Source organism: Lysinibacillus sp. UGB7, assembly GCF_049058285.1.
Lineage (GTDB): Bacteria > Bacillota > Bacilli > Bacillales_A > Planococcaceae > Lysinibacillus > Lysinibacillus sphaericus_B.
Genome location: NZ_JBMGUV010000053.1, coordinates 1 through 23603, shown reverse-complemented (window position 1 = coordinate 23603; position 23603 = coordinate 1). Strand labels below are relative to the sequence as shown.

15 protein-coding genes are annotated in these 23603 nt (G+C 37.6%); 6 read left to right on the top strand and 9 right to left on the bottom strand.

What is annotated here, in order from left to right:
- Positions 1–68: 68 nt before the first annotated feature.
- The 5 genes from ACOMCU_RS26665 to ACOMCU_RS26645 form a co-directional block, all read right to left on the bottom strand.
- Positions 69–1028 (bottom strand): ABC transporter substrate-binding protein, encoded by a 960-nt coding sequence (locus ACOMCU_RS26665; protein ID WP_421052062.1) that lies wholly within the window; start codon positions 1026–1028, stop codon positions 69–71.
- Between the two features lie 104 nt (positions 1029–1132).
- Positions 1133–2722 (bottom strand): ABC transporter substrate-binding protein, encoded by a 1590-nt coding sequence (locus tag ACOMCU_RS26660; RefSeq protein ID WP_421052060.1) that lies wholly within the window; start codon positions 2720–2722, stop codon positions 1133–1135.
- Positions 2712–3725, bottom strand: coding sequence for an AraC family transcriptional regulator (locus ACOMCU_RS26655; protein ID WP_010857619.1), 1014 nt, complete (start codon positions 3723–3725; stop codon positions 2712–2714). The genes ACOMCU_RS26660 and ACOMCU_RS26655 overlap by 11 nt, the downstream gene beginning before the upstream one ends.
- Positions 3726–3849: 124 nt before the next feature.
- Positions 3850–5037 (bottom strand): MFS transporter, encoded by a 1188-nt coding sequence (locus tag ACOMCU_RS26650; protein WP_010857618.1) that lies wholly within the window; start codon positions 5035–5037, stop codon positions 3850–3852.
- Between the two features lie 531 nt (positions 5038–5568).
- Entirely contained in the window at positions 5569–7494 is a 1926-nt protein-coding gene (locus ACOMCU_RS26645; RefSeq protein WP_421052057.1) for an ABC transporter substrate-binding protein, read from the bottom strand.
- 268 nt (positions 7495–7762) lie between these two features.
- Here ACOMCU_RS26645 and ACOMCU_RS26640 point away from each other — a divergent pair, with 268 nt between their 5' ends.
- The 5 genes from ACOMCU_RS26640 (at position 7763) to ACOMCU_RS26620 (ending at position 13589) form a co-directional block, all read left to right on the top strand.
- Positions 7763–8722, top strand: coding sequence for an ABC transporter substrate-binding protein (locus ACOMCU_RS26640; protein ID WP_421052056.1), 960 nt, complete (start codon positions 7763–7765; stop codon positions 8720–8722).
- Between the two features lie 97 nt (positions 8723–8819).
- The gene (locus ACOMCU_RS26635) at positions 8820–10472 is read left to right on the top strand and encodes an ABC transporter substrate-binding protein (protein WP_036129770.1); all 1653 of its coding nucleotides are present in this window, start codon (positions 8820–8822) and stop codon (positions 10470–10472) included.
- Positions 10473–10547: 75 nt separating this feature from the next.
- Complete coding sequence (locus ACOMCU_RS26630) at positions 10548–11744, top strand: AraC family transcriptional regulator (RefSeq protein ID WP_421052053.1); 1197 nt, start codon at positions 10548–10550, stop codon at positions 11742–11744.
- A gap of 43 nt (positions 11745–11787) precedes the next feature.
- On the top strand, positions 11788–12792 hold the full coding sequence (locus tag ACOMCU_RS26625) for an ABC transporter substrate-binding protein (RefSeq protein ID WP_421052051.1): 1005 nt from the start codon (positions 11788–11790) through the stop codon (positions 12790–12792).
- A complete protein-coding gene (locus ACOMCU_RS26620) occupies positions 12789–13589 on the top strand; it encodes an alpha/beta hydrolase (RefSeq protein WP_010857612.1) in 801 nt (266 codons plus the stop codon). Before ACOMCU_RS26625 ends, ACOMCU_RS26620 begins: the two co-directional genes overlap by 4 nt.
- Before the next feature lie 82 nt (positions 13590–13671).
- Here ACOMCU_RS26620 and ACOMCU_RS26615 read toward each other — a convergent pair whose 3' ends face one another.
- From ACOMCU_RS26615 to ACOMCU_RS26600, 4 genes are all read right to left on the bottom strand, one after another.
- Positions 13672–14256: an ABC transporter substrate-binding protein gene (locus tag ACOMCU_RS26615; protein ID WP_421052050.1), complete on the bottom strand. Its 585-nt coding sequence runs from the start codon at positions 14254–14256 to the stop codon at positions 13672–13674.
- A gap of 29 nt (positions 14257–14285) precedes the next feature.
- Entirely contained in the window at positions 14286–15617 is a 1332-nt protein-coding gene (locus ACOMCU_RS26610; RefSeq protein WP_421052048.1) for a helix-turn-helix domain-containing protein, read from the bottom strand.
- Between the two features lie 202 nt (positions 15618–15819).
- On the bottom strand, positions 15820–20073 hold the full coding sequence (locus ACOMCU_RS26605; protein WP_421052046.1) for an S-layer homology domain-containing protein: 4254 nt from the start codon (positions 20071–20073) through the stop codon (positions 15820–15822).
- Positions 20074–20692: 619 nt separating this feature from the next.
- A complete protein-coding gene (locus ACOMCU_RS26600; RefSeq protein ID WP_010857608.1) occupies positions 20693–22261 on the bottom strand; it encodes a sensor domain-containing diguanylate cyclase in 1569 nt (522 codons plus the stop codon).
- A 325-nt stretch (positions 22262–22586) separates the two neighbouring features.
- Between ACOMCU_RS26600 and ACOMCU_RS26595 the strand changes: the two genes are divergently transcribed.
- A complete protein-coding gene (locus tag ACOMCU_RS26595; RefSeq protein WP_010857607.1) occupies positions 22587–23507 on the top strand; it encodes a CAP-associated domain-containing protein in 921 nt (306 codons plus the stop codon).
- Positions 23508–23603 lie beyond the last annotated feature (96 nt).

Sequence of the window (23603 nt, the reverse complement as noted above, 5' to 3'; positions counted from 1 at the left end):
AAGCTAACGATAGTGCTTCTTTTTCAAATAACCTTCTTAATTCTTTTGTAAACAGAGAATCCGCTTTTTTAATTTTTTTGATTTGTAAGCCACGTTGTTAATTCCTCAACCTGAGCTAATACAGCAGTCGGATCGTAGTACCAAGAACGCTCTTCCGGCCAAACATAAAGACGATCGTTCTTTACAGCAGGCAAGGTTCCCCATAGTGGATCCGCTTTGAAATCTTCAACCGTTCGACTGTCTGAAGTCATAATAATATAATCACCAGCATAGTTTGCCAACACTTCTTCTGAAAGTTCGGCCCATTGTTTCTCCATAATTTCATTTGCTATATTTGCAGGGGGCTTGCGTCCAAGTGCTTGATAAATAGGCTGTCCACCACGACCGAAATTATCACCATATACATAAGTCTCCTTATCAGTGTATTCCATGATAGAGAAGCTTAACCCTTCATCAAGAACTGCATCAACCTTTGCTTTAGCATCTGCAATCTTTTGATCGTAATGATCTAACCATGCTTCAGCTTCTTTTTCTTTTCCAAGTAATTGACCGAAATAAGTCAGTTCTTCATGAGCATTTTTTAGTTCACCATATGGAACAACAACTGTAGGCGCTATTTTACTTAACGCCTCATAGTTATCTCCATTCCCAGTTATGATTAAATCTGGGCCAAGCGCCAGAATACTTTCAGTAGATGGCGCTCCGTAATCACCTATGTCAGAAATCCCAGTTAGCGCATCTTTGAAATAATAATTTTTAAGCGTTAATCCAGGCGCTCCTACTGGAACTATGTCTAATGCGATTAGACTACCTATGTATTCCACGGCTACAATGCGCTTTGGGTGAATAGGGATTGTAACCTCTCCATTTACTGTTGTAATCGTTTTTGTCACGGCAGTTTCTTCTGTTTCTTCACTTGCTTTAGGTTTCGCCGTATTATTTGTTTCTCCGCATGCCGTTAACATTAATAACAAGTAAAGAAATAACGGAACGATGAACTTCCTATATTGAGATTGTTGTAAGCGCAATTTAAACCCTCCATATCTAACTATTGATAACGATTCTCATTTGTTATTGTAAATGGGTGAGTAAATATTGTCTATGCACTGAAATGATCTATAACCTTTCATTATTATGATGTTAACACCTTCATTAATTCACGTAGCTGCGCTTTCGTGGATAACGGATCATATCCATAAAATATATTTGGTTGGTCAATCACATATACTCGCTTCTGCTTGACAGCCTCCATCTTAAGCCAAGACTCTGATTGAAACAGATGACTCACACGCTTCTGGCCCGCTTTATTCGATGGAAGTGCAGTGATAAAAATATGATCTGCGGGGTAATCAGCAATAGCTTCAATATCTTTCTCGAAATACCCATTTTTTTCTATATTTTGATTGAACATAGAGAGAGGTCGGTGAAACCCCATATCTTCATACAAGATTTGGCTTCCTCTCCCATAGCTACTATTAATACAGTAAGCAGCGTCTGCACCGATTTCCCACACAATGGCTGTCCCCCTTATACCTAGTCCATAATCGAGTTGCTCGTTACAAATTGAAACCAATTTATCATATTGGCTAAACCAAGCCTCCACTTGTTCCTGTTTATCTACAATATCCGCAATAAGGCGAAACTGCTCTCGCCAACTTATATGCATAAAAGGAATTTCAAGTACAGGAGCCACTGAAAGTAAAGACTTATTGTCCTTCGCTGTATTATAGTTAATTATTAAATCAGGTTGAGTAGCAGCTATGTTTTTATAAGTGGACATCCTATTTTGTTCATGATTATTCAGCTTATATACCGAACTCACTTGCTTCATATCTTCTAACCACTCAGAATACACGCCCAATTCAGGGGTAATGCCAAGAGCTAGCAGACACGCTGTATGGTTCGTGTTGAGCGAAACCACACGCTTCTGCTTGTTATAATAAGCAGTTGGAGAAATCCCTACCAACTGCTTAAATTTGCGGCTTAAATATGTACCTTCTTTGTAGCCAACCTCCTGTGCAAGATTATCTAGTTTTGGCATGTTATATAGCAACTTCTGCTGAGATTCACGAATCCGCAACAAAGTTAGATGTGCACTAAATGTATGACCTGTATGTTTACGAAAGGCACGTGAAAAATGCTCTGGGCTTACTTGTGCTAGCTCAGCCATTTGTTCACGTGTTATATCTTCATAAAAATGCGTATCCATATAACTGAGAATTTGTTCTATCCATGATTCGCTATGTTGAATTCTATCTTCCAGTTCGTTATAAAGCACTTCAAGTAGCTCTAAAAATAATTTTTGAAAATGATAAGGGTTACTGTTCATAGGTTGCTTCGATATTATTTCTAACTCTGAAGTCATATGTATTATCTTGTATGAACAGTTTAAAAGTGGTTTTGAATGTTTCAATATGCTCACTTCAGCTTGGTCATTCGCTACACAGCGGTATTGGATTAACATGCCTTGAAGTCCAGCAGGTGACTGAGCAGTTATATTGAGTTCTTTTGCATTATGCCAAAGCACTGTACTTCCTCGTGACAGCTTATATCGCTCTCCATTTAGAGTAAGTAATCCTTCTCCATCATAAATAACAAAAACACATGGCAACGAGGCGATTTCTTCGGGTCTATTAAGGACTTCTTCTAACCTAATTATTTGAATCGGGAGATACATTGTTTGCGATAAAAGGGCTCCAGCTATTGAAATCTTATTTTCCATCTAAGCCCTCTAAAATCCTTTGATCCCTAACAAGTTTGCTAGGATTGATGCCATATTTATCTTTGAAAGTTTGTGCAAAATAGCTAGGATTAGAGTAACCTACTTCATTAGAGACTTCATTCACATTCATCTTGCCTCCTTGTAATAAGAGAAATGCTTTCTCCAATCGTTTTTCTCGTAAATAGCCAAACACCGTTGCACCATACATCTCCTTGAAGCCCTTTTTTAATTTATAATCGTTTAAAGCAATTAAACGTGATAATTCGATTAACGTTGGTGGCTCCGTCATACATTCAATAATAATTGCTCTTGCTTGTCGGATTTTTTCTACATCACTTTTTGAGAATTCCGATGGCTTGGGGTTATTATTAAATAGAAAAGTTTGAAAGGACAACGCTAATAGCTGTAATGCACTAGATTCTAACGCCAATTTCGTCATATGCCTATCTTTCACTGCATCCAATATCCTCTTTACAATAATAGATGCCGATGGGTCCGTTTTTTCTTGAAATATTCGATACGATTTCTCACCAAGGACATGAGCAAATTCTATTGAATTATCTCTTCTCCCACTCACTTCTTGCATAAAATAGTTGAAAGTTGGAACTGGGATTCCAATGCCTATCATCTGATAAGCTTCATTTTTATGAAATAAAAAGTTTGCTCCCGCCTGCTCTATAAACTGAAGAGAACATGTTCCTGAAGCAATTTCATGGTCAGACCCTGAAATATTAATTCCTCTAGCCCCCTGCATGCAAAAGCTAAGTTCAACCATAGGCTGCATCGTAGTCACATGCATTTGATGATCTCGATAAAAAGAATAATCGGAAATGACCACTTCTAAATCTGAACGTGGGATTAAACGATGTATTGCGCCTTCTCTAATACTTGATTGGAATGTCATGTATTCTGTTGGTGCTTCTAGTTTCTTTGATACTTCCAGTGCATTAAAAAAATGGCTGAAGTTCTGATGAAAGCTAGTTGTCAAAGTATCCGGCACCATCCTTCACGCTCCTTATTGAGAATGATTTTCATTATCTATAAGAAGTATAGCAAATCAAGAATCCTTTTGCTATTAATTCCAGAATTAAGAACAAGGCAGGCAAAAAATAATAATTAGATTGCCGTTAGTACTCTTCTCCCGATTTAAGCACCATCGTAAGGAGTACACATAACAAGAAAATAAAAGCACCAAAGCCATAAGCAGTCACATAACCTCCAGCATATTCAATCAACCACCCTGCAAGTCCAGGACCAATCATTTGACCAACTGCATAAAAGATAGAGATAAAACCAATTGCTGATGCCACATACTTGGGTGACACTTGTTGGCTTGCCTTCATTTGAATCAGCACAAGAACACCGCCAAGCGAAGAACCCCATATAACAGCAGAAACTATAAAACCTATACTATTCGCTAATATAATAGGGAGAAGGTCCCCAATGATTGACAAAAATAACGCTGCGCTTAACGCCTTTTTTACGCCTATTTTATCTGCGATTATGCCCCATAATGGCGCTCCAGCAATCGAGACAATGCCTGCAACAGCATAGATAGAACCCGCCACTGTATTAGATATTCCTACGTCCCTCATAAAGCTTGTTTGATACAGATTTGGAATGAGATAAACAAGACCAACAGCAAAATATAACCCTGCAATGAAGTACAGCTCCCTAGTGCGCCAAACTGTTGTTTTTTCCTGAAAATTATCTTTTTCGGTTGTTACATGAGGTGCTTTTAAAACAAATGTTGCAAGTAACACCACTAACATTGTTATGACTGCAAATACTAGCCATGGGCCTCGCCAACCAAGCTGTGGCAATTGCTGTAACATGAACGGCACAAGTAACCCAGATAATAACATCCCAATACCTGCCCCACTCATCAGCAGCCCCATCACTGTCCCTCTCTTCTTTGGGAACAGACCAACCGCTATTGATAGAAGAGGTGTATAAACAAGTGCACTACCAGCGCCGACTAACAACAAAGTTATAGCCGCCCACCAAAAATTTGGTACGAAGACAAGGCCACATAAACCTACAACCACAAGCCCGCCTCCTATTAGCAGTACACTTTTCGCACCTAAACGCAACGTCAAAAAACCAGACATGCCTACTGTCAGCAAATAACCTAAAAATAACATTGTTCCTAAGAATCCTGACTGTGCTGTAGACAATGCCAGCCCTTCCTGCATAAAAGGTAATATAATTCCATAGGCCATTCTGGCAAAACCAGTTGTTGTAACGATTAAGAGTATTCCTATCAGAACGAACACCCAAAAGTTTTGCTTGTCTGTCTTTAAATGACTATCCATTCTAACTCCCTCCTACCACTCTTTCTACAAATAACGATAATTACTACTAAAAACATTGTTATCGTAACCCTTTACAAGGTAGCTCTCTACCAATAGACGGATAACTATAGTGGTTTTACGGATTTTAAAAATTAAAGTAATCTACTTAGCAGCAAAAAAATCTCCCCTGCCGGTAGTAGACATTGAGAGATTATGCAAAGACTTTTTCTATTTGTAAGTTAATATGAATTTAATTTTATAAATAGTTTTTCTATAAAGAAGCACGAATATTTTTGGAGCGGAAGGCGGCGACGCCAGCGGGAAAAGCAAGCGAACCGAGATCCTGGACTGCGCTTTTATGGGAACGAAGGCTAAAAGCGTCACGTCCTGTGACAACGCCTTCGTGACCAACATCCTGTTGCCCCGAAAAGGCTCGGTGCTTGCCCATAGAAAGCGTCTGCCTGTAGCGGTAGATAGCTTTGTGATAGGAACAATTACGCCTTTATTGATATGAAAGTGCATTATGAAATTGATTCACTATAAATAAACGTATTATTTTTCCCTTTCCAGTAAACTATCCACAATAAATTCAAGCTGTTTATCTAAGGAAATAGGGTCACTGAAAAAAGAATCATATTCATCCATGATGTATACACGTTTATTTTTTATAGCCGGAAGATCCCTCCATAAAATGCTGGACGTTGTTTTTTCAAAATCGGCGTTATCTTCAACAAATATATAATCTCCAGCAAACTCTGGGAGTTTTTCTAAAGAAAAAGAAACCCATCCACTCTTTAAATCGATTGCTTCTTGTTGAATTAGATTAGGCGCTTTTAATCCAAACTCTCCATACATGATTTCTCCGCCTCTTCCAAATTTATCACCATATGCATATATTTCTTTTTCGCCCACACCGAGAATTGCTATTGTTTTATTACCTACCTTCTCTTGAATAAGTGGTTTGTATTCAGCAATTTTTCTATCCCAATTAGCAATCCATTCTTCTGCAACGTCTTCTTTCCCAAATATTTTTCCAAATTCAAGGAATTGTTCTTTGAAATCCTTTTCTTTAGGCTTAATGGCAATGGTTGGGGCAATTTTTTGTAGGTTTTCAATATTTTCAGAGGACGTTTTTGTAATGATTAAATCTGGCTTCAATTCTAGAATTTTTTCTAGTGATTCATCATCTCCAATATTCTCGACACCATCCACCAATCCATCAAAATATCGATTTCTTAAGCCAAATTGAGACATTCCAACAGGTTTTATGCCAAGTGCTAGTAGGTAACCAGCGTAACTTTCTGCTGTTATAACAATCCTTTGTGGATTTTCTGGGATTTCAACTTCACCATTACTGGTTGTTACAGTTTTAGTTCTCAGTTGAACTTCTTGTGACTGCGTGATTGATGTATTAGTGCTTCCGTTTGTTGAACTATTATCTATTGCTCCCCCACCACACGCACTCAATAACAACGTAAAGCATAAAAATAAAGATGCTAACATGGGGGTTTTAGTAGGTTTTACCATTAGTAAATCTCCTTTTTTAGTATATTGATAATGATTATCACCAATATACCGTTGAGATTGTGGTCCAACAATGGATAATTCCATGACGTTATATGGATAATCTTGTGCTGTTCTCTGACTTAAAGCTATTTTTCTGTATTTTGCAGGTGAAACATCCTTATATTTTTTAAAAAGGCGGCTAAAGTAATACGAGTCTTTATATCCTACACTTTCAGCAATCTCACGGACTGTCGCATCGGTTTCTATTAACATCATTTCTGCCTTTTCAATCCTTATAAGAATTAAATACTCAATCGGGCTATATCCTGTCTTTTTTTTAAATAAAGAAGATAAATGAGGCACACTGTAATTCAAATTTTCTGCAAGGGATTCTAACATGATGGACTCAGCATAATGCTCTTGAATATAGACAATGACTTGGTCGGCAAGTTCTGGTTGCTTCACCTCAACCCCCTGAACGTGGAGCTGTTCCAAAACACTATACGTAAATTGATAGAATAGTGCCTTCACATGGAATCGACCAATCGGCTCTGGTTGTTGCCATCTTTGATTCATCAATTTTACTTGATAAAAAAGGGAACTAGGAAAATTCGGCAAAAAACTGAATTGCACTTGAAACGGATTGCTCTTTTCCAGCTTCTCTATGATGGACTTTGCACAAGGTAGTGGAATTGTAGCTCGATAAAATATCATATAAAACTCAAATTCTGCTTCTGTTAAGGTTAGGCTCAGTTGAATCCCTTTGCCACTATGTATCACTTGAAATTGTTTAAAAAGATATTCGATGTTATTCAGTTTCACAGTAGCACTGCCTCTTGTTGCAAAAAGAAACACACTAGCAGGCAACTTATATGCATGCAAAGATTCATCCTTATTCATTTTCTTATGACGTACATCCAACACTTTAATAGAAGCCTGATTCCACAGAAAAATATGATGATTAATGTCCATTGCAGTCACTCATTTCTTTTGTTTACAATTACTATCATAAACTATTATAAATGATAATGATAATTGTTATCAATTAAGTATATGATTTTTCTATTTTAGGCGGGAAGTCCATTGTTAATGTTGTTCGTCTACCTTTTCGTTTTGTATAAAAATCAATAAGACTACTTCATTTTCTCCATTGTGTAAATGAATAGGATACATTATTCTAGCTTATATCGATAATGATAATCATTATCTATTACATATTTTTTAATACGGAGGAACTCACATGAAAAAGCTAAATCGATATATGCTCATTTGTAGCGTACTATTAATATTTGGGGTATTGCTAACTGCTTGTAGCTCAAAGAACGATGCAACAGATAAGGAAGATACCTCAGTGGAAGAAGCGAAGGTACGTGTTTATAAAGACACTGTAGGCCATGAGGTTGAAATTCCTGTTTCACCGGAAAGAGTGATTTATCATGGCGAAGGATATGGCGATCTACTTGCTTTAGATGTAAAAACTGTTGGTGCCGGCTTCGCATGGATTACGAATTATGCATGGGCAGATCGTGTACAAAATGTTGAGGATGTAGGCTTCCCTATTAATGTGGAAAAAACATTAGCTTTAAAGCCTGACCTTATTATTATTGCAACTACTGATGAAAAAACGTACACACAACTTTCTAAAATTGCTCCAACTATAGTGATTGATACATTCGCTCCTTTAGAAAAACGTTTATCCGTGCTTGGCGATATATTTGGAAAGAAACAGCAAGCAACAGAATGGTTAAACAACTATAATGCAAAAGCTGAAAAAATGTGGAAATCACTTGTTGATGACGGCACTCTCCAACCCAATGAAACAGCTTCAGTCTTGACTTATTATCCTGGAGATCGTTTATTTGTCATGGCTCGTGCTGGACTATCACAAGTACTTTACGAATCGAACGGTGGCTTTAAACCAGGTAAAAATATTCAACAAATTCTTGATGAAGAGAAAGGCTTTGTTGAAATTTCTACAGAACTTCTCCCTGAGTATGCAGGAGATCGAATCTTCATACTTACTCCAGTAGATGATGAAGCGAAACAGTCGACTAATGATATGATGGAAAGTCAAATATGGAAAAACTTACCCGCTGTAAAAAATGGTCATGTATACACGATTGATATTCAAAAAAGTGATAGTGATGCTTCTTCAAGAGATTGGTTACTAGAAGAAATCCCTACTATGTTAAAAAAATAAAAAATTTGTAAAGAGGCATTTCACCTATAGTTGAAATGCCTCTTTATATTTTATACAATACTATTAATTGATAATCATTTTCATTTGCAAAAGGAGTGTGACAAAGTTGGAAAATAAGAAGTCGCTTTCTTGTGAAACAGCATTGCTTTTTCATCTATCCGACATTGACTATATTACTCGCTCCACACAACGGAGCTGCCAACAAATATTGGTTAAGCAGCATACGTTCATTATTTTTATTACTGGCAGTGGAACGCTAACTATTGATGATACTCCTTACGTTGTTGCACAGGGCAAAATTTTTCTCCTTCCGCCTGATTCCGTCATGGATTTTTCAGATATAGAGAAATATAATTATAGTTTTTATAAGATGTCATTTACGACCATACAATTACAACAACAAATACCTACTACATACAAAGAAAGTTTATTTTCTGATCAGATTGAGTATACAATCTACCCTTACGCTCGCTTAATTCGACTGGCGGAGGAGCTTTACAAAACGCAGCTACATCAAAATCCAATCAAACAACAAAGTCTTTTATACGAATTACTGAGTGTTTTGTTTGAGTATCAGCTTCAAAAAAATCAGACATTCGATGCTTCAAGAGCTGTTGAGCAAACAATTGACTATCTACATAAGCACTACCAAGAGCCACTAACTGTTAAACAATTAGCAAGTTTAGCTCACGTTGCTCAATGGCAGTACAGTACAATCTTTCAAACATTAACAGGTAAAAAACCGCTTGATTATTTAACTGAATTACGATTAGAGCATGCACAAGTACTGCTTCAACAAACCAATGAACCGTTAAAGGATATTGCGCAGCTAGTGGGCTTTAATGATGAATATTATTTTAATCGACGCTTTAAGCAAATTATTGGTATGCCCCCAAAGCAGTTTGCTCGTAAGCAAAAGCAAAAGGTTGTTGTAAAGGACTGGACCGGTCATGAAGTTGAAATCCCTTCGTCTCCTAGCCGAGTTATTTATCATGGTGAGACATTTGGAGATATGCTCATTTTTGATATACAACCGATTGGCGGAGATAAAAACGCTATTAATAAATCGTTCTATAAAAATCGGGTCCCACTTGTTCAAGATGTAAACTTTCCAATCGATTTCGAAAAATCTTCTGAACTAAATCCAGATTTAATTATCTTTACGAATGCTGACGAACAGCAGTATCGAGTATTATCAGAAATTGCCCCTACCGTTACACATAATTCATGGGGAACACTTGAAGAGCGTATCTCCCTATTAGGTCAATGGCTTGGCAAGAAATCAGAGGCCGAAGATTGGCTGATTCGTTTTAAGAAAAAGGAAGATATGATGTGGCAGCAGCTGCAAATCACTCTTGAACCTGATGAAACGGCCTCTGTTTTTATTTTCGACAGAGGGAAACGCCTTTTTGTGATGGGATGCACGGGTCTATCAACTGCTCTTTATCATCCATACGGTTTTCAACCAAACGAATTAATTAAAAATTTAATTCAATCAGGCGAGGGCTATGAAGAAATACCATTAGATTTACTAGCTGCATACGCAGGTGATCGAATCTTTATGCTACTGACAGACAATTTAGAATCAAGACTAGCTACAGAGGCGCTCATAAACAGCTCCCTATGGAAAAGCCTGCCTGCAGTTAAGAAAGGTAATTTCTATTTAGTAGACGCGAGGAAATGGAATTATAGCGATGCCTATACAAGGGAAAAGCTACTTGGGGCATTGCCTCGATTGATTGGAACTTAAAAATTACTCAATTAATTTCGGTGATTATACAATATTTTACTGTTTTTAGATTTTTGGTTGAGAGGTTGATTCACATTGAATAAGAAAAAAACTCATAGTACTAAAAGCTGTGACAATGCTCGTATGTCACTAAACGATGTTCGAAATTATATGGCAAACCATTTTGATCAGCCATTATCTATTGATTATCTAGCATTGATAACCGGATTGAGCCCAAACTATTTTGGCGAAGCGTTTAAGAAAGCTTATGGACAAAGTGCTACTGATTATTTAACAGAACTCCGTATCGGACAAGCGAAACAGTTGCTTCGTGATACGGATTTTTTGTTACGAGACATTGCACAAAAAGTCGGCTATAACGACGAGTTTTATTTCAGTCGAAAATTTAAGAAAGAAGTAGGTGTTTCCCCATCCTTTTATAGTAAGGCTTCCCGAAAGCGAATTTCTACCTTTTCCGTGTCAGCCACCGGTAACTTACTAGCACTTGGAGTTATACCAGTGGCAGCACCACTCAATGCTAAATGGAGTCCCTATTACTACTACTATTACCACTCTGAAATTAGCATTCACCTAAATATTTTTGATGCTGAATCGGAGGATAACTTTAAAAAGCTCTTGTCTGCGAAACCTGATATTGTTATTGTTCATGAAAAAACTTCTATAGATATGGTCAATTGGCTTGAAACGGCGGGTATCCAGATAATCAGTATAGGTAATGGAGATTGGAAAACACAGCTTAGAGAAATAGCTTTGGAAGTAAAGAAACAAAGCCAATGTGAAAACTTGATTCAATCTTACGAACAAAAAGCATTGCAAGCAAAAAAGGAGATTAAACAACATGTTGGAGAAGATATTTTTGTTGTTCTAAGATTATCCGGAGATAAATTATTTTTATATAGCAATAACGGCATCCGAGATGTTATTTCTCAGGATTTACAGCTTACTATCATCGACGTACAGAAGGAACCCTGTAATGAGCAAATTTCGATTGATCAGCTACTAGAGTTGAATCCTGAACGTTTACTAATACTCCTTTGCCCAGACACCGATACTCGGCTTTATTGGCTTTCGCTACAGCATCTTATTCACTGGAAAAAACTGAAGGCAGTAAAAAATGGTCATATTTATCTCATACCGTCTAATCCTTGGTTCGAGTATTCAGCCATTGCCATTAATCGGATGCTAGACGAAATGCTGTTGATGCTAACCGGAAAAAATCCAAATCCCTTCCCTGTTCCCGTCCATGGAGTCTTATCTGACACTGAATTATAATTCTATATGAGAATCATTATCAGTGAAGGGAGTTTAATTATTTATGAAGCAAATTTTAAGCAATAAATATAAGGCTATTTTTAGAGGTGTCTGTACTCTAGCAACCCTGTTACTTGCAATCGTATTCCTTACTGCCTGCAACTCTAAAACGGTTGCTAAGGAAGATACCGCCAACTCAACGGAAGCATCACTAGATACCGATGCCGAAGAAAAAGATGTTTATCCAATGACTGTTACAGACGAGCTTGAGAACGAGATAACACTCACAACAAAACCAACAAAAATCTTCGCCCCAGTGATGGAGGATTCCTTGCTTGCTATTGGAATTAAGCCAATTGTACAATGGTCGAACGGTGTTAAACCGCAACTCTATTTACAAGATCAGCTAAGTGATGTACCAGAGATTAGCTTTGCTAGCGGTCCCCCTTCGGCAGAAGCAGTTATGTCTTACAAGCCAGATCTTATTCTATTACACAACTCTCATTATGCTGACAGCGGTGTCTATGAAAAATATGCAAAAATTGCTCCAACTTATGTGTTCAAAAACGCACCTAGTGATTTATACAATTCTATTAAAGTTTTGGGCCAACTAGTAAATGAACCAGAAAGAGCTGAACAAGCTCTACAGCGTTATCAGGAAAAGGTCCATGCTGCGAAGACAAAGCTTACTTCTGTTATGGAAGGAAAAAAAGTAGCGTTAATTCGATTTAATGCAAAAGGTATGTTTTTTATGAGTGATGACTACTTTGGAGGCTATGTTCTCACGAATGAATTAGGATTTGAACAAAGTAACTTAGTAAAGAATGGGGCCTTTGAAGTATCGTTAGAAATATTGCCTGAATTGGACGCAGATTATATTTTCCTCATTAACGACGGTAATCTAGGTGATGACTTTTTAAAAGAATTAAAGGAAAGTAGTATTTGGCAAAGTACAGCTGCAGTCAAAAACGGTCAAGTTTACGAAGCTTCAGGTGATCACTGGCTTAACGGAGGTGTTCACGCCCATGGGAAAGTATTAGAAGAAGTAGTGGGGTTCCTAGCGCAATGAGTAAATTGACAAAAGTACCTTATATGCCAGAGAGATATTTTGAATACCATATGACGTCTAGTAGACAACTTGACTACAGAATTTTGATTGCGTCTCCATTGGACGAGCCCCCTCCAAATGGCTATGCGGTTATTTATGCCTTAGACGGAGATGCCCTTTTTCAAACGCTTGCAGAAGCAGTCAAACTACAGACACGAAAACCAAAGGGCTTTGATCCGATTCTAGTCATAGGTATCGGCTATCCATCACGGGAACCCTTTGATATGGAACGACGATGCTGTGATTTCACAATGCCGGTAAGTGAAGCCAGTCTACCATCTCGTCCAATAGGCAAACCATGGCCTACTAGTGGAAAAGCTGAGGACTTTCTGAACTTTATTGAACAGGAATTGAAGCCTGCAATTGCCAAAGAATGGCCGATTAATGCTGGTAAGCAAGCTATTGTTGGTCATTCACTAGGTGGGCTTTTCACATTGCATACACTGTTTGCAAGACCTCACTTATTTACCCACTATGTAGCCGGTAGCCCATCTGTTTGGTGGGGAGACAATGAGATACTAAAAGAATTAGACATGTTTAAGGAAACATGGAAAAGTGAGTATCCACTCAATCTGCTGTTAACGATCGGTGCGGAAGAGCTACCAGATATGCTAGATGGAGCAGACCAGGTTTTTGAGCGAATGAAGGGGCAGGCAGACGACAACATTCACACGTACTATGTGAAATTTGCTGAAGAAGAGCATGTTAGTGTGCTCCCTGCCATGCTTAGTAGGCTTCCTGGATTTTTAAATTCCTAATGACAGGACAAAACCCAAGTGGCGTTACCGCCACCCGGGTTTTTTTATGCATCAAAATGTTGGAAATAGCGTATGACTAACGCTATTTCACTAACATATTCGGAAATTCCTCCAACAACATTTTACTCGTTGTCATATCATCATAATTCCATTTATCCTCAATAAAATATATTTTATTGTTTTTTACGGCAGGCAAAGAGTTCCACAAAGGCTTTTGTTGTAATTCTTCAAAAGCTTTTTGCGCCTCTTTATCCGCAGAAAGTAATACAAATAAATAATCACCAACAAGCGTATCATGCATGGATTCTTCAGAAATTTGAATATACGGCCCGCTATTCGGCTGTAACGCTTGTACCTTTTCATCCATAGCAAAACCTTCAGGTTGATACAGTAAATCAGCTACCCCTCCTGTTTTCATGACATACATATTTTTATTCCAAAAATATTGAAGTACCACAGCAGTTTCGCCTTCAGCCACTGTACCATCTGTACGAAGCTTCTGCCACATAGCTTCTGCATCTTCTTCATACTTCTTCAGTTGTTGCTCTCCTTCTGCATTTTTACCAACAATATCAGCAATAATAGGGAAACGTTCTTTTACTGGGAGCATACCATCGAAAACAACAGTTGGTGCGATTTTAGAGGCTTCTTCAACTTCCTTATCCATAATGTATGACAGCATAATTATATCTGGCTTTAACGACAGCACCTTCTCCAAATTGGTTGGAAGCCAATATCAGTTGCACTAATTTTCCCCTTATTTTCTAATACACCACTATCGATAAAACGGCGGTCCACCCCAACTGGCTCTATGCCTAATGCAAGTAAATCACCAATGACATTGCCCTGAAGCACAATTCTTTCCGGCTTTGTTGGAATTTCCACTTCAGTTCCTCGACTATCTTTATAAACTCTTGTCTCAGAAGAGCCAGCCGCCTGCTTTTCTAAAACAGTTTGATTTTGCCCTGTCGTTTCATTATTCAAATTTGCAGTGCCTCCTGAACAAGCACTTAGCAATAATGTCATGCAAAGTAGCGCCATTGCTGTGAATGATGCTTTTGAACCTCTATGCATATGTAAATCTTCCTCTCTATTATATTGATAATGATTATCACTATTAATATATCGCCAAATTTGACGCCAAACAATGGACGAACCAATGGCATTTTGAGGACTATCTACTTCTTTCAGCCGGCTTACTTCACGTTTTCTAAAGCGTAAAGGCGAAACCCCTTTATACTTTTTAAAAAGACGACCAAAATAATAAGGGTCTTTATAGCCAATACTTAAGGCAATTTCCTTTAATGTTGCATCTGTCTCTACCAATAATTTTGCTGCTATATCAAGTCGAGTTCTGATTAAATAATCAATTACACTGTATCCTGTTTTCTTTTTGAATAATGAAGATACATGAGGAACACTGTAATTCAAGCTTGCCGAAATAGACTCCAATGTAATCGATTGCGCATAATGTTCTTGAATGTACATGACAATATGCGCTACAAGATCAGGCTCTATGATGTCGATTTCTTGTCTATGGAGCTGCCGTAATGTACTGTGAATAAATTGATAAAACAATGCTTTAACATAGAAACGATCCAAGGCATCTGCCCGCTTCCATTCCTGCTCCATTAACTTAATCTTATGGAAAAGAGCAATTGGATAATTTGGTACAAAACTATATTGTAAATGAAATGGATTACTCTTTTTCAGTAGACGCAATATCTCTTGATGACTAGAACTTGGAATCGATGCTTTATAGAAAATTAAATAATATTCCAGTTCATTCTCTGTAAGTGTTATATCTAAAATAGTCCCTTTTCCACTATGTATGACCTGAAACTGTTGAATGATATATTCAATATTATCAAGCTGAACTTGTGCTTGACCACGCGAGATAAAAATAAAACCATTAGAGGGCATTTTGTAATTGCGTAAATCCTCTCCCCATCTCAATATCTTACGGCGTACATCTAACACTTTTATTGAGGCATTATCCCAAAGTAAAATATGGTCTTTTCCATTCATTATAATAAATCCCCCCTTTCCATCATTATAATTGATAATTATTATCAATTAAACTTAAAGTATGTAGAAGGACGTAGGTTGATTCTAATAAAATTAATGAAGTCAAATTACAAGTTGAGCGTCTTTTTATATTTATGTGAGTATTATAAAATATAGCAAAAACACTAGCTTTCAAATATAGCTAGTGTTTCGCTTTTTAGACTTATTGAGTTCTTGGTTTAATCAATACGTAGTTTGGAGCTGTTGGAGCTGTTGACTCTTTAGCATAAACAATGTTGCCATACTTATCTTTTGTAAATAAGTATATACGTTGGTCTTTTTGGAAAATATTTGTTGAATTTGGATCACTTCCTGTTTGAATAGCAGGGAACGTTTTAGCAGAACTTGCATCATTAGGTGCTTTTATTATTCCTTTACCATAAGAAACAATTGCTCCACCAGGAATATATGTGAAATTATTACTATCTGCTCTTGTTATTACTTCTTGAACATCATTTAATGTTAATTCATATCCATCTGAAAGTACAGCATAGTAATAATGTTGATCCCATGTAATATCAGCATTTAAGTTTGCTACGACTTGAACTTCCTTCGAAATATTTACATTACTTGGGAACTGAGCATCTGGTAATAATGTTGCCGAAGTAATTGTATTTACTTTCGTTGGATATTTGTACTCTGCTGTAGTCTTGCTGAATGTCCAGCCTCCCTTATCTTTAACCGTTGCATTTACGGTTAAGTCGAAGCTTTGAGTTATTTCATCGGCAAATTTGATAATCATCTTCCGTGGTTCCCAATCTTTTTTAGCTGCAGTATCTTCCCACTCCCACGATGTATATGATGGTGAAATAGCTGTAGTTTTCCCATTCTCAACTAATTTGAAATCTGTACTTGTTAAATTAATAGCCTCTGAGAATGTTACTTCAAATGTTTTACCATCGATGCGTTTATAAATTGGGTCTTCTACTTTTGGTGGTGTCCCATCCGAGAAGAACGTATATTTCATAATACCTTTGCCATCACCACTAGGGGTTAGACTTATTGGTTTGGTTTGTTTTTCATCAAATGTGTAAACTTTCGATTCTGTACCCACCTGCAGCATTGTTGCGTTATTATATCGGTCTTTTACAGCAACATAAAGCTCGTAATTTTGGTGTTGTGATAGAGAAAAGTTAATTTCATTTGTATCTTTTCGCATAGTGCTAGCCTTTCCACTAGCGATTACTTCTTCAGCATTTGTAGGAACGGGTATTGTTGTATCGTCAGATTTTCTTAAGATATAGTGATACGTTCCCTCTTCATCTGAAAGGAATTTAAAAGTAGCTTTCGTGTCATCCTCCGCTATTTTTATAGAAGTATTTTCTATTTTCGGTGATGTTCGGTCATCAATAACATGTTTTGTTTGAATGTCAGATACGTTCCCTGAACGATCGCGTAACACCATATAAATTGAATAGCTCTTAAATGGATCTAAAGGGGGTGTTGTATTTGGTAATGGGATTGGTTTCTTTTGTTTTCCTAATTGCGCTGGTTGATTGCCCCCACTACCAACAATAGCCACATCTGCAGTAGCTACTTTAAATGTTGTTGCATTTGTTTGAACAGCTTCAATTAGACGCAGGCGATCATCACGTGTTAGCTCTAAGCCTGACTCCATAATTAAATAATGATATGTACCTGCTTTTGTAGCATTAAACTCTACAATTGTTTGATCTTTTTCCGCATTAATGGCAGGTTCACCGATAATTGTTAAATATGGCCACTCGCCATCTTTATGAATATATTCAGCTGTATTTCTTGGAACATTTGTTGGCAGTACATTATTAATGTTTTCAAATTCATTGTCTGCTAAATCTTTAACATTTGGCGAAATTGTTACTACTAAGTTATCCCCATTCACAAAGCCTGTTAGTGAGGGGATTGTGAAAGTTAATCTCTTTTGAGATTTATTATAAATTACTTTTTCAGGACGAATTGGTTTTTGTAAACCTGCATTAATAATACCTGTTCCTGAAAGCTCATAGTTCTCCACATTTTCAGCAGAAACAGGATCTAGTTCTTCATTTACTGTTACATAAAATTCATTTTTAATGTCATCAAGTAAATATAATTCTCCACCTACGACATATGGTGGAATGTTATCTAAAGCACCTGTCTTGAATTCTTTTATAGCCTCTTTTGGAATCGGATCTACCGAGTTATTACCAGAATTGTCCTTCATTACTACATAAAGTTGATAATCTGTTTCAGCCTCTAAGCCTGTTAGAATTTCTGTAATTGCTAGTTCACCTGCAACTGCCTTACCTTTTCCTGATGGGTTGGCAATGATATCTGCGGTTGTCGGATCTGCTGCGGTTGTTTTCTTACGTACATAGTAATAGTAGTCTCCAGGCTCACTTGCGACGAATTTCATTTCAGCCCGTTTACCACCATGAAGAGGTAACACGGTTAAGCTACTCACTTTCGGTGGTGATGCATCCTTCATTTGGAATGCTTGCGATACAATGTCGGAAGCATTTTTCGCACCGTCAACTACCATCACGTAGATGACATATTCTTTTTTCTCGCCTAAATTAGATACTTTAATGCTATTCATGCCATTCACTGCTGCACCTGTTCCACTCGCCACATTCTCAACAGAATGTCGGTTCACCATTTCTCGTTTCGTTGGTGTTTCAGCGCCTTTTTCACGGACAATATAGTAGTACGTACCGACTTCGTTGGAGTGGAAGTCTGCTTGAATTTCACTGCCGTTCAGTACCTTGACACCTGAGATGCTAATAATTGGTTTCGTTTTATCTGACGGTTTTTGATTGTCTATATCGTCCTTATCAATCGGTTTGCCGTCTGGGTCTGTAATACTCCCTACGTTATCTTTGTCTTCTAGGAAGTCATCAAATATATTATTCGGTGATTCGCCCTTCGGAATAATAACTTTGTCAATATACGTATAGTCGCCAATATCAACCCAACCATAGGCATTATCAACGTATAACGTACCTACTCGACCATCTATGTACAGCTCTAAATCCGTAAAGCTATTGTAATTGATCCAGTCGATATTACCATTACCGTATATTGTCAGCTTTGTTTCTGTATCGAGGTTGAGCGTGCCAATATTTCCTTGAATTTCAAATTCACGAACATTCCCGATAATATCTACACGTGGTAATTTCGTATTCGTTTCGATTTTCGTACCACTTTGAGACACGACAAGGCGTGACACCGAGCTATTGTAAAATTCGATGTGCTTTTCAACATTTTTCATCGTCACTTTATCTTTTGACCAGTTGACAAATGGCTTGTCTTTATCAGGGTTCTGATCTGTCCAATTTTGAAGATCTGTTGATGGATTACTATTTGTCGAATTATCCTCTTCTGGTTTTTCAGGGTTAGACCAGTTGATAAATGAGACATTATTGCTTGCCACACGACCAATGGATAATGGCTTATAGCTTGAAACATCTAAATGTAAAGGTGGGCGTACTGTTTCGTTAACAAGCATTGTACCAGTCAATGTTACATTAGAAAATTCAATATAGTTGCCATTAACAACGATTGTCGCACCAAAGGATCCGTTTTCTCCATCTAGCTCTAAGAATCTGGAACTGGTTCCGCTCGCATTTAACGTTAACTTGGATACAGAGTACAGCGTTTTACCTGAGAGGTCCCCCTCAATAAGGGCACCCTTTAGCACGTCTGCATTATACTCGTTAAAAATATGAGAAAGACTTTCTGGCACTGTGTATGGTTCAGCATTTATGTAGATAATGTCGTCTTCAACACCTGTAACTTTGTACGATGTTGCATTACTCTTTTTGTCTTGAGAACGAACAATGAAAGACGCAATTTGTCCTCGAGTTACCGCATTAAATGGAGAGAATGTGACAGGCGTTGTCCCTTCAGTAACCTGTAAATCTACTAAAGTTTGAATATAGGCTGCGTTACTCGTTTGACTATTCACATCTTGGAAACTGTGATTGTAATTAGAAGCCACTTCAAATTTAAAGCCCAGCACTAAAATTTTCGCTAATTGCCCACGCGTTATAACTTCATTTGGCATGAATGTTCCGTTTGAATAGCCAGACATAATTCCTGCATTTTGAAGAGCAGCAACATACTTATAGTATTCGTTACTTTTTGGAACATCTTTAAAGTAAGGGTCTTCGACGTTTCTTACATCTAATTTTAAAACCGTCGCCAGCATTTTAGCAGCTTGGCCTCGCGTTACATTTTGGTTTGGACGAAAAGTTTTGTCTGCAAACCCACTAATGGCGCCCTGAGAGTATAATTTTAAAATATTTTCATAATGGCTAGAATACTGATTAATATCTATAAAGGGTGAAGTAGCAGCTGCTACCTTTTGCGGTGGGGGTATCACAACCGCAATTCCACTTGTAGCAAAAACTGTCGCAATAAGCGCCTTATTTACTTTTTGGATTTTTGTTTTATCCATCTCACTCTTCCTTTCGATTAAAGATTGATGCGTGCAATATTATTTTCATCATACCCTTTATATCGACAGGTTGATAGCGTACCTTCATAGATAATTCTAAAATAATGAGAGGAAAAGCATTGATATTATCCTTAGTGTAAGTAGGTTTTCTCCCACACTGCACTCGAGGAATAAAGCTGTCGATTATAGCCAACAAAAAAAACAGTTTGGACACTGTACGTCACAGCAATCCAAACCGCCTACTAACCAACCACTTATCATTTCCCATATTTCAATTTATTCAATCTGAAGTAAAAAATATAATTTAACCTATATTAAACCGGAAAGAGCTGTCTTGAAATTACTTTTATGTATTATAAAAAGCCAAGAAGCATCGGTGCTCTCTTGGCCTTTACGATATATAGGCATACATCTAGTCGTCCTTGTGTTGTCATAAGGGAAAGGGGGATAACCTTACGTCTTGCCAAGTCGATCGAGAGATGTGTCCCGAGTTTACGTATTATTTGAGCGAAGTTTTTGAGTCATATGGCGAATGACTAAAAATAGCTTGCCCAAATGTCCGTCGCATTAATCATGTACCCCAATAATTACAGATGTAAGCCTGTTTATCTTCATTATTTTATATTTTTTCTTGGTGTACTACTAAGACTCGATTTCGTCCAGTTTGTTTTGCGAGATACAGTGCACTATCTGCAGCCTCGATAAGCCTTTCTGTTGTATTGGCCATTTGTGGATACACGGCAATCCCTGCTGATAACGTCACTGGACGACCACATGGACTAATGGAATTAGCTAAAGTTTCACGTAGTTGCTCAGCAACTTGTACCGCTTCTTCAGATGTTGTATTTGGCAATAGCATAATAAATTCTTCACCACCGTAGCGACAGCAAATATCTCCCTCTCGTGCTACGGCCTTCATATTGTTGGCTAAATACTGGAGTACCTTATCCCCCACAGCATGGCCATACGTATCATTGACACTCTTAAAATAATCCAAATCCAACAAAATAATTGCATGTGGTAATTTTTCTTCCCGCCATTTTGCTAACACGGTATCCATTGTCCGGCGATTCGTGACACCTGTTAAAGGATCAGTCGTGGATTGATCCTTAAAATACGACACTTGTCCCTGTAAAAACGACAAGCTTCGGACAAGCGCACTTTTCAAATAATAGGCTTCAAAATACCAACTGCGAACGGATTTTAACCCTTCTACATTTTTCTTATCCAAGCTCTCCTCTGTTAAGGTCGCTAATTGCTGCAATGGATGTGCAATACGTGCGGCTGCCCAAAGTACAATAATAATAGATACCAACATAAGAGGTAACGCTTTTATTCCTACATCCTGTACACGATCGAATGACGGTTCTAATGCAACATTTAATGGTCGCTGTGAGACGACACCCCACCCTGCTAACGGAACTGTACTATAGCCTGCAAGCATCTTAACGCCTTTTGTATTTACAATTAACCGTGACCCGCTCTTTCCAGCAACAACCGCCTGAACAACTTTATTTTCTATCGCGATATCATTAATGCGACTAGGGTCCTGATGATAAATAACACGACCATCCGCATCCACTACATACACATATGAACCATCATGATAAAAATGCTCCCCAAGGAGGGAATAAAAGACGTTTTGCTCCTTCAAAAAAATTGTCCCAGCTACCATCCCTAAGTATTCATCCGTCTCTGAAAAAATCGGATACGAAATAAAAATGATGAGTCGTCCTGTTAGTCCCTCATAAGGCTTGGACACAAGGGGAATCTTCTTAGATAATGCTTCTTTAGCCCCTACAGAGGTTAACACTTCCCCCTTCACTTCTACAGAGGGAGGAGAAACTGATAACACAAGACCGTCTGCATTGGTTACAAGCACCGAATTGAACATATTATTTTGCATTTTCAGTCGTTCGGTTACTTCATTTAACGCAGTTTCGTCATTCATTTTAGACACGATGGTTCCGGCACTATATCCTAAAATCTGAAATGACTCTTCTAAATAAGAACTAGCAGTTGTCGCTAACTTTTGCGCATATACACGGTTCGTTTCTAGAGAATTTTCCTTTATGGAATCGACATTCATTCGATAGCCGCTCCAAATGCTACCTATACTAGTGAAGAAGAATGCAGCCATCGCCACACCCATAATCAAATGCTTCAATTTTATTTGTCTTGATTTCATTTCTATTCTTTACCCCTATTTATAGTATTTCTTTTCATCGCGACTATCTCTTCACGATAAAAACCAAATATTTTCTCTATTCATCTATTAAAGCACAAAATATTCCCAATTAAGCATACTACCTTGTTTTTTTCAGAAGGGAATATGTCAAAATCGTGTTTTTTCTCAGATAACTCTATAACCAAAGTCATATAGTAGGAGAAATACCAAAATCTTTATATCGTATAACAGGTAGAAATGTAGTAATTTTATATCTATAAAGCTACTCTATTTTCGATACTTTTTTGATATGATTTGTAATTTTACACAAGAGGGTTTGATTTAAATGTTACGTAGAACTGCTCCATTGCTTTTCAGCTTCAGCATGGCTTTTTTGGGGAACGCTTCTCTGATTCAAAAGAAAGCGTCGTCTACAAAATTGGCAGGAAACAAAATTCCGCCTTTTAAGCCTCTACCGCTTGCGTGCTACCAAAGTGAATATGATATGGTGTGGAATCGTTTTTATGATGATGACGCTCAATTTTATCTTGTTGGCACACAACATGATAAAAAGGTTGGTGGCTATGAAACACGCATTGGGTATAACATTTTTGGGATTCAGATTGGTGCTAATCGCACCGCTGTAGAAAAGAAATACGGCTTGCCTCTCACAGCAATTCACCGACATAACACGAGTTATTTGCTTAATTATAATGATCAAGCAGGCAACCTTACCCATGGGACTTATCTAATTAATCAAAACTATGTCACGTTTTTCTATGATTTGCATAAAAACGGTATTGTTCGTTCCGTTACGTGGGTATCCACTACAACTGAAATGTCCAAGCCTGGTTATTATAATTCCCCTTCAGAAGCACTGCGCACAGGACTGGAAGAATTGATGTTTACACTCATTAACCACAATCGTGTAACAGAAGGATTACAGCCCCTTATCTATGAAAAAAATTATAATCATATTGCTCGTCAGCATAGTAGTAATATGATTACACATAATTTCTTTAGTCATGAGGATCACCTAGGAAATCATTCCAATGATCGCCTAGTGGCTGGTGGGGTAAACTTCTATTGGTATGGAGAGAATATTGCTTACGGTCAGTTTAATAGCATCTTTGCCCATGAAGCGTTGATGAATTCAGCAGGACATCGGAGAAATATTTTAAGAAAAGAATTTACACACGTTTTTGTTGGGGTTTCTTTTAAGGATAATGGAGCTCCGTATTACACCATTAATTTCTATTCCGAGTAAAGGTACTATTATCGATTTTTCATAAGCCTATTGTTGTCGTTCATTATTTATGTTTATCCATCACCTCAATCATTTATAGACGTCCACTAGTTGATA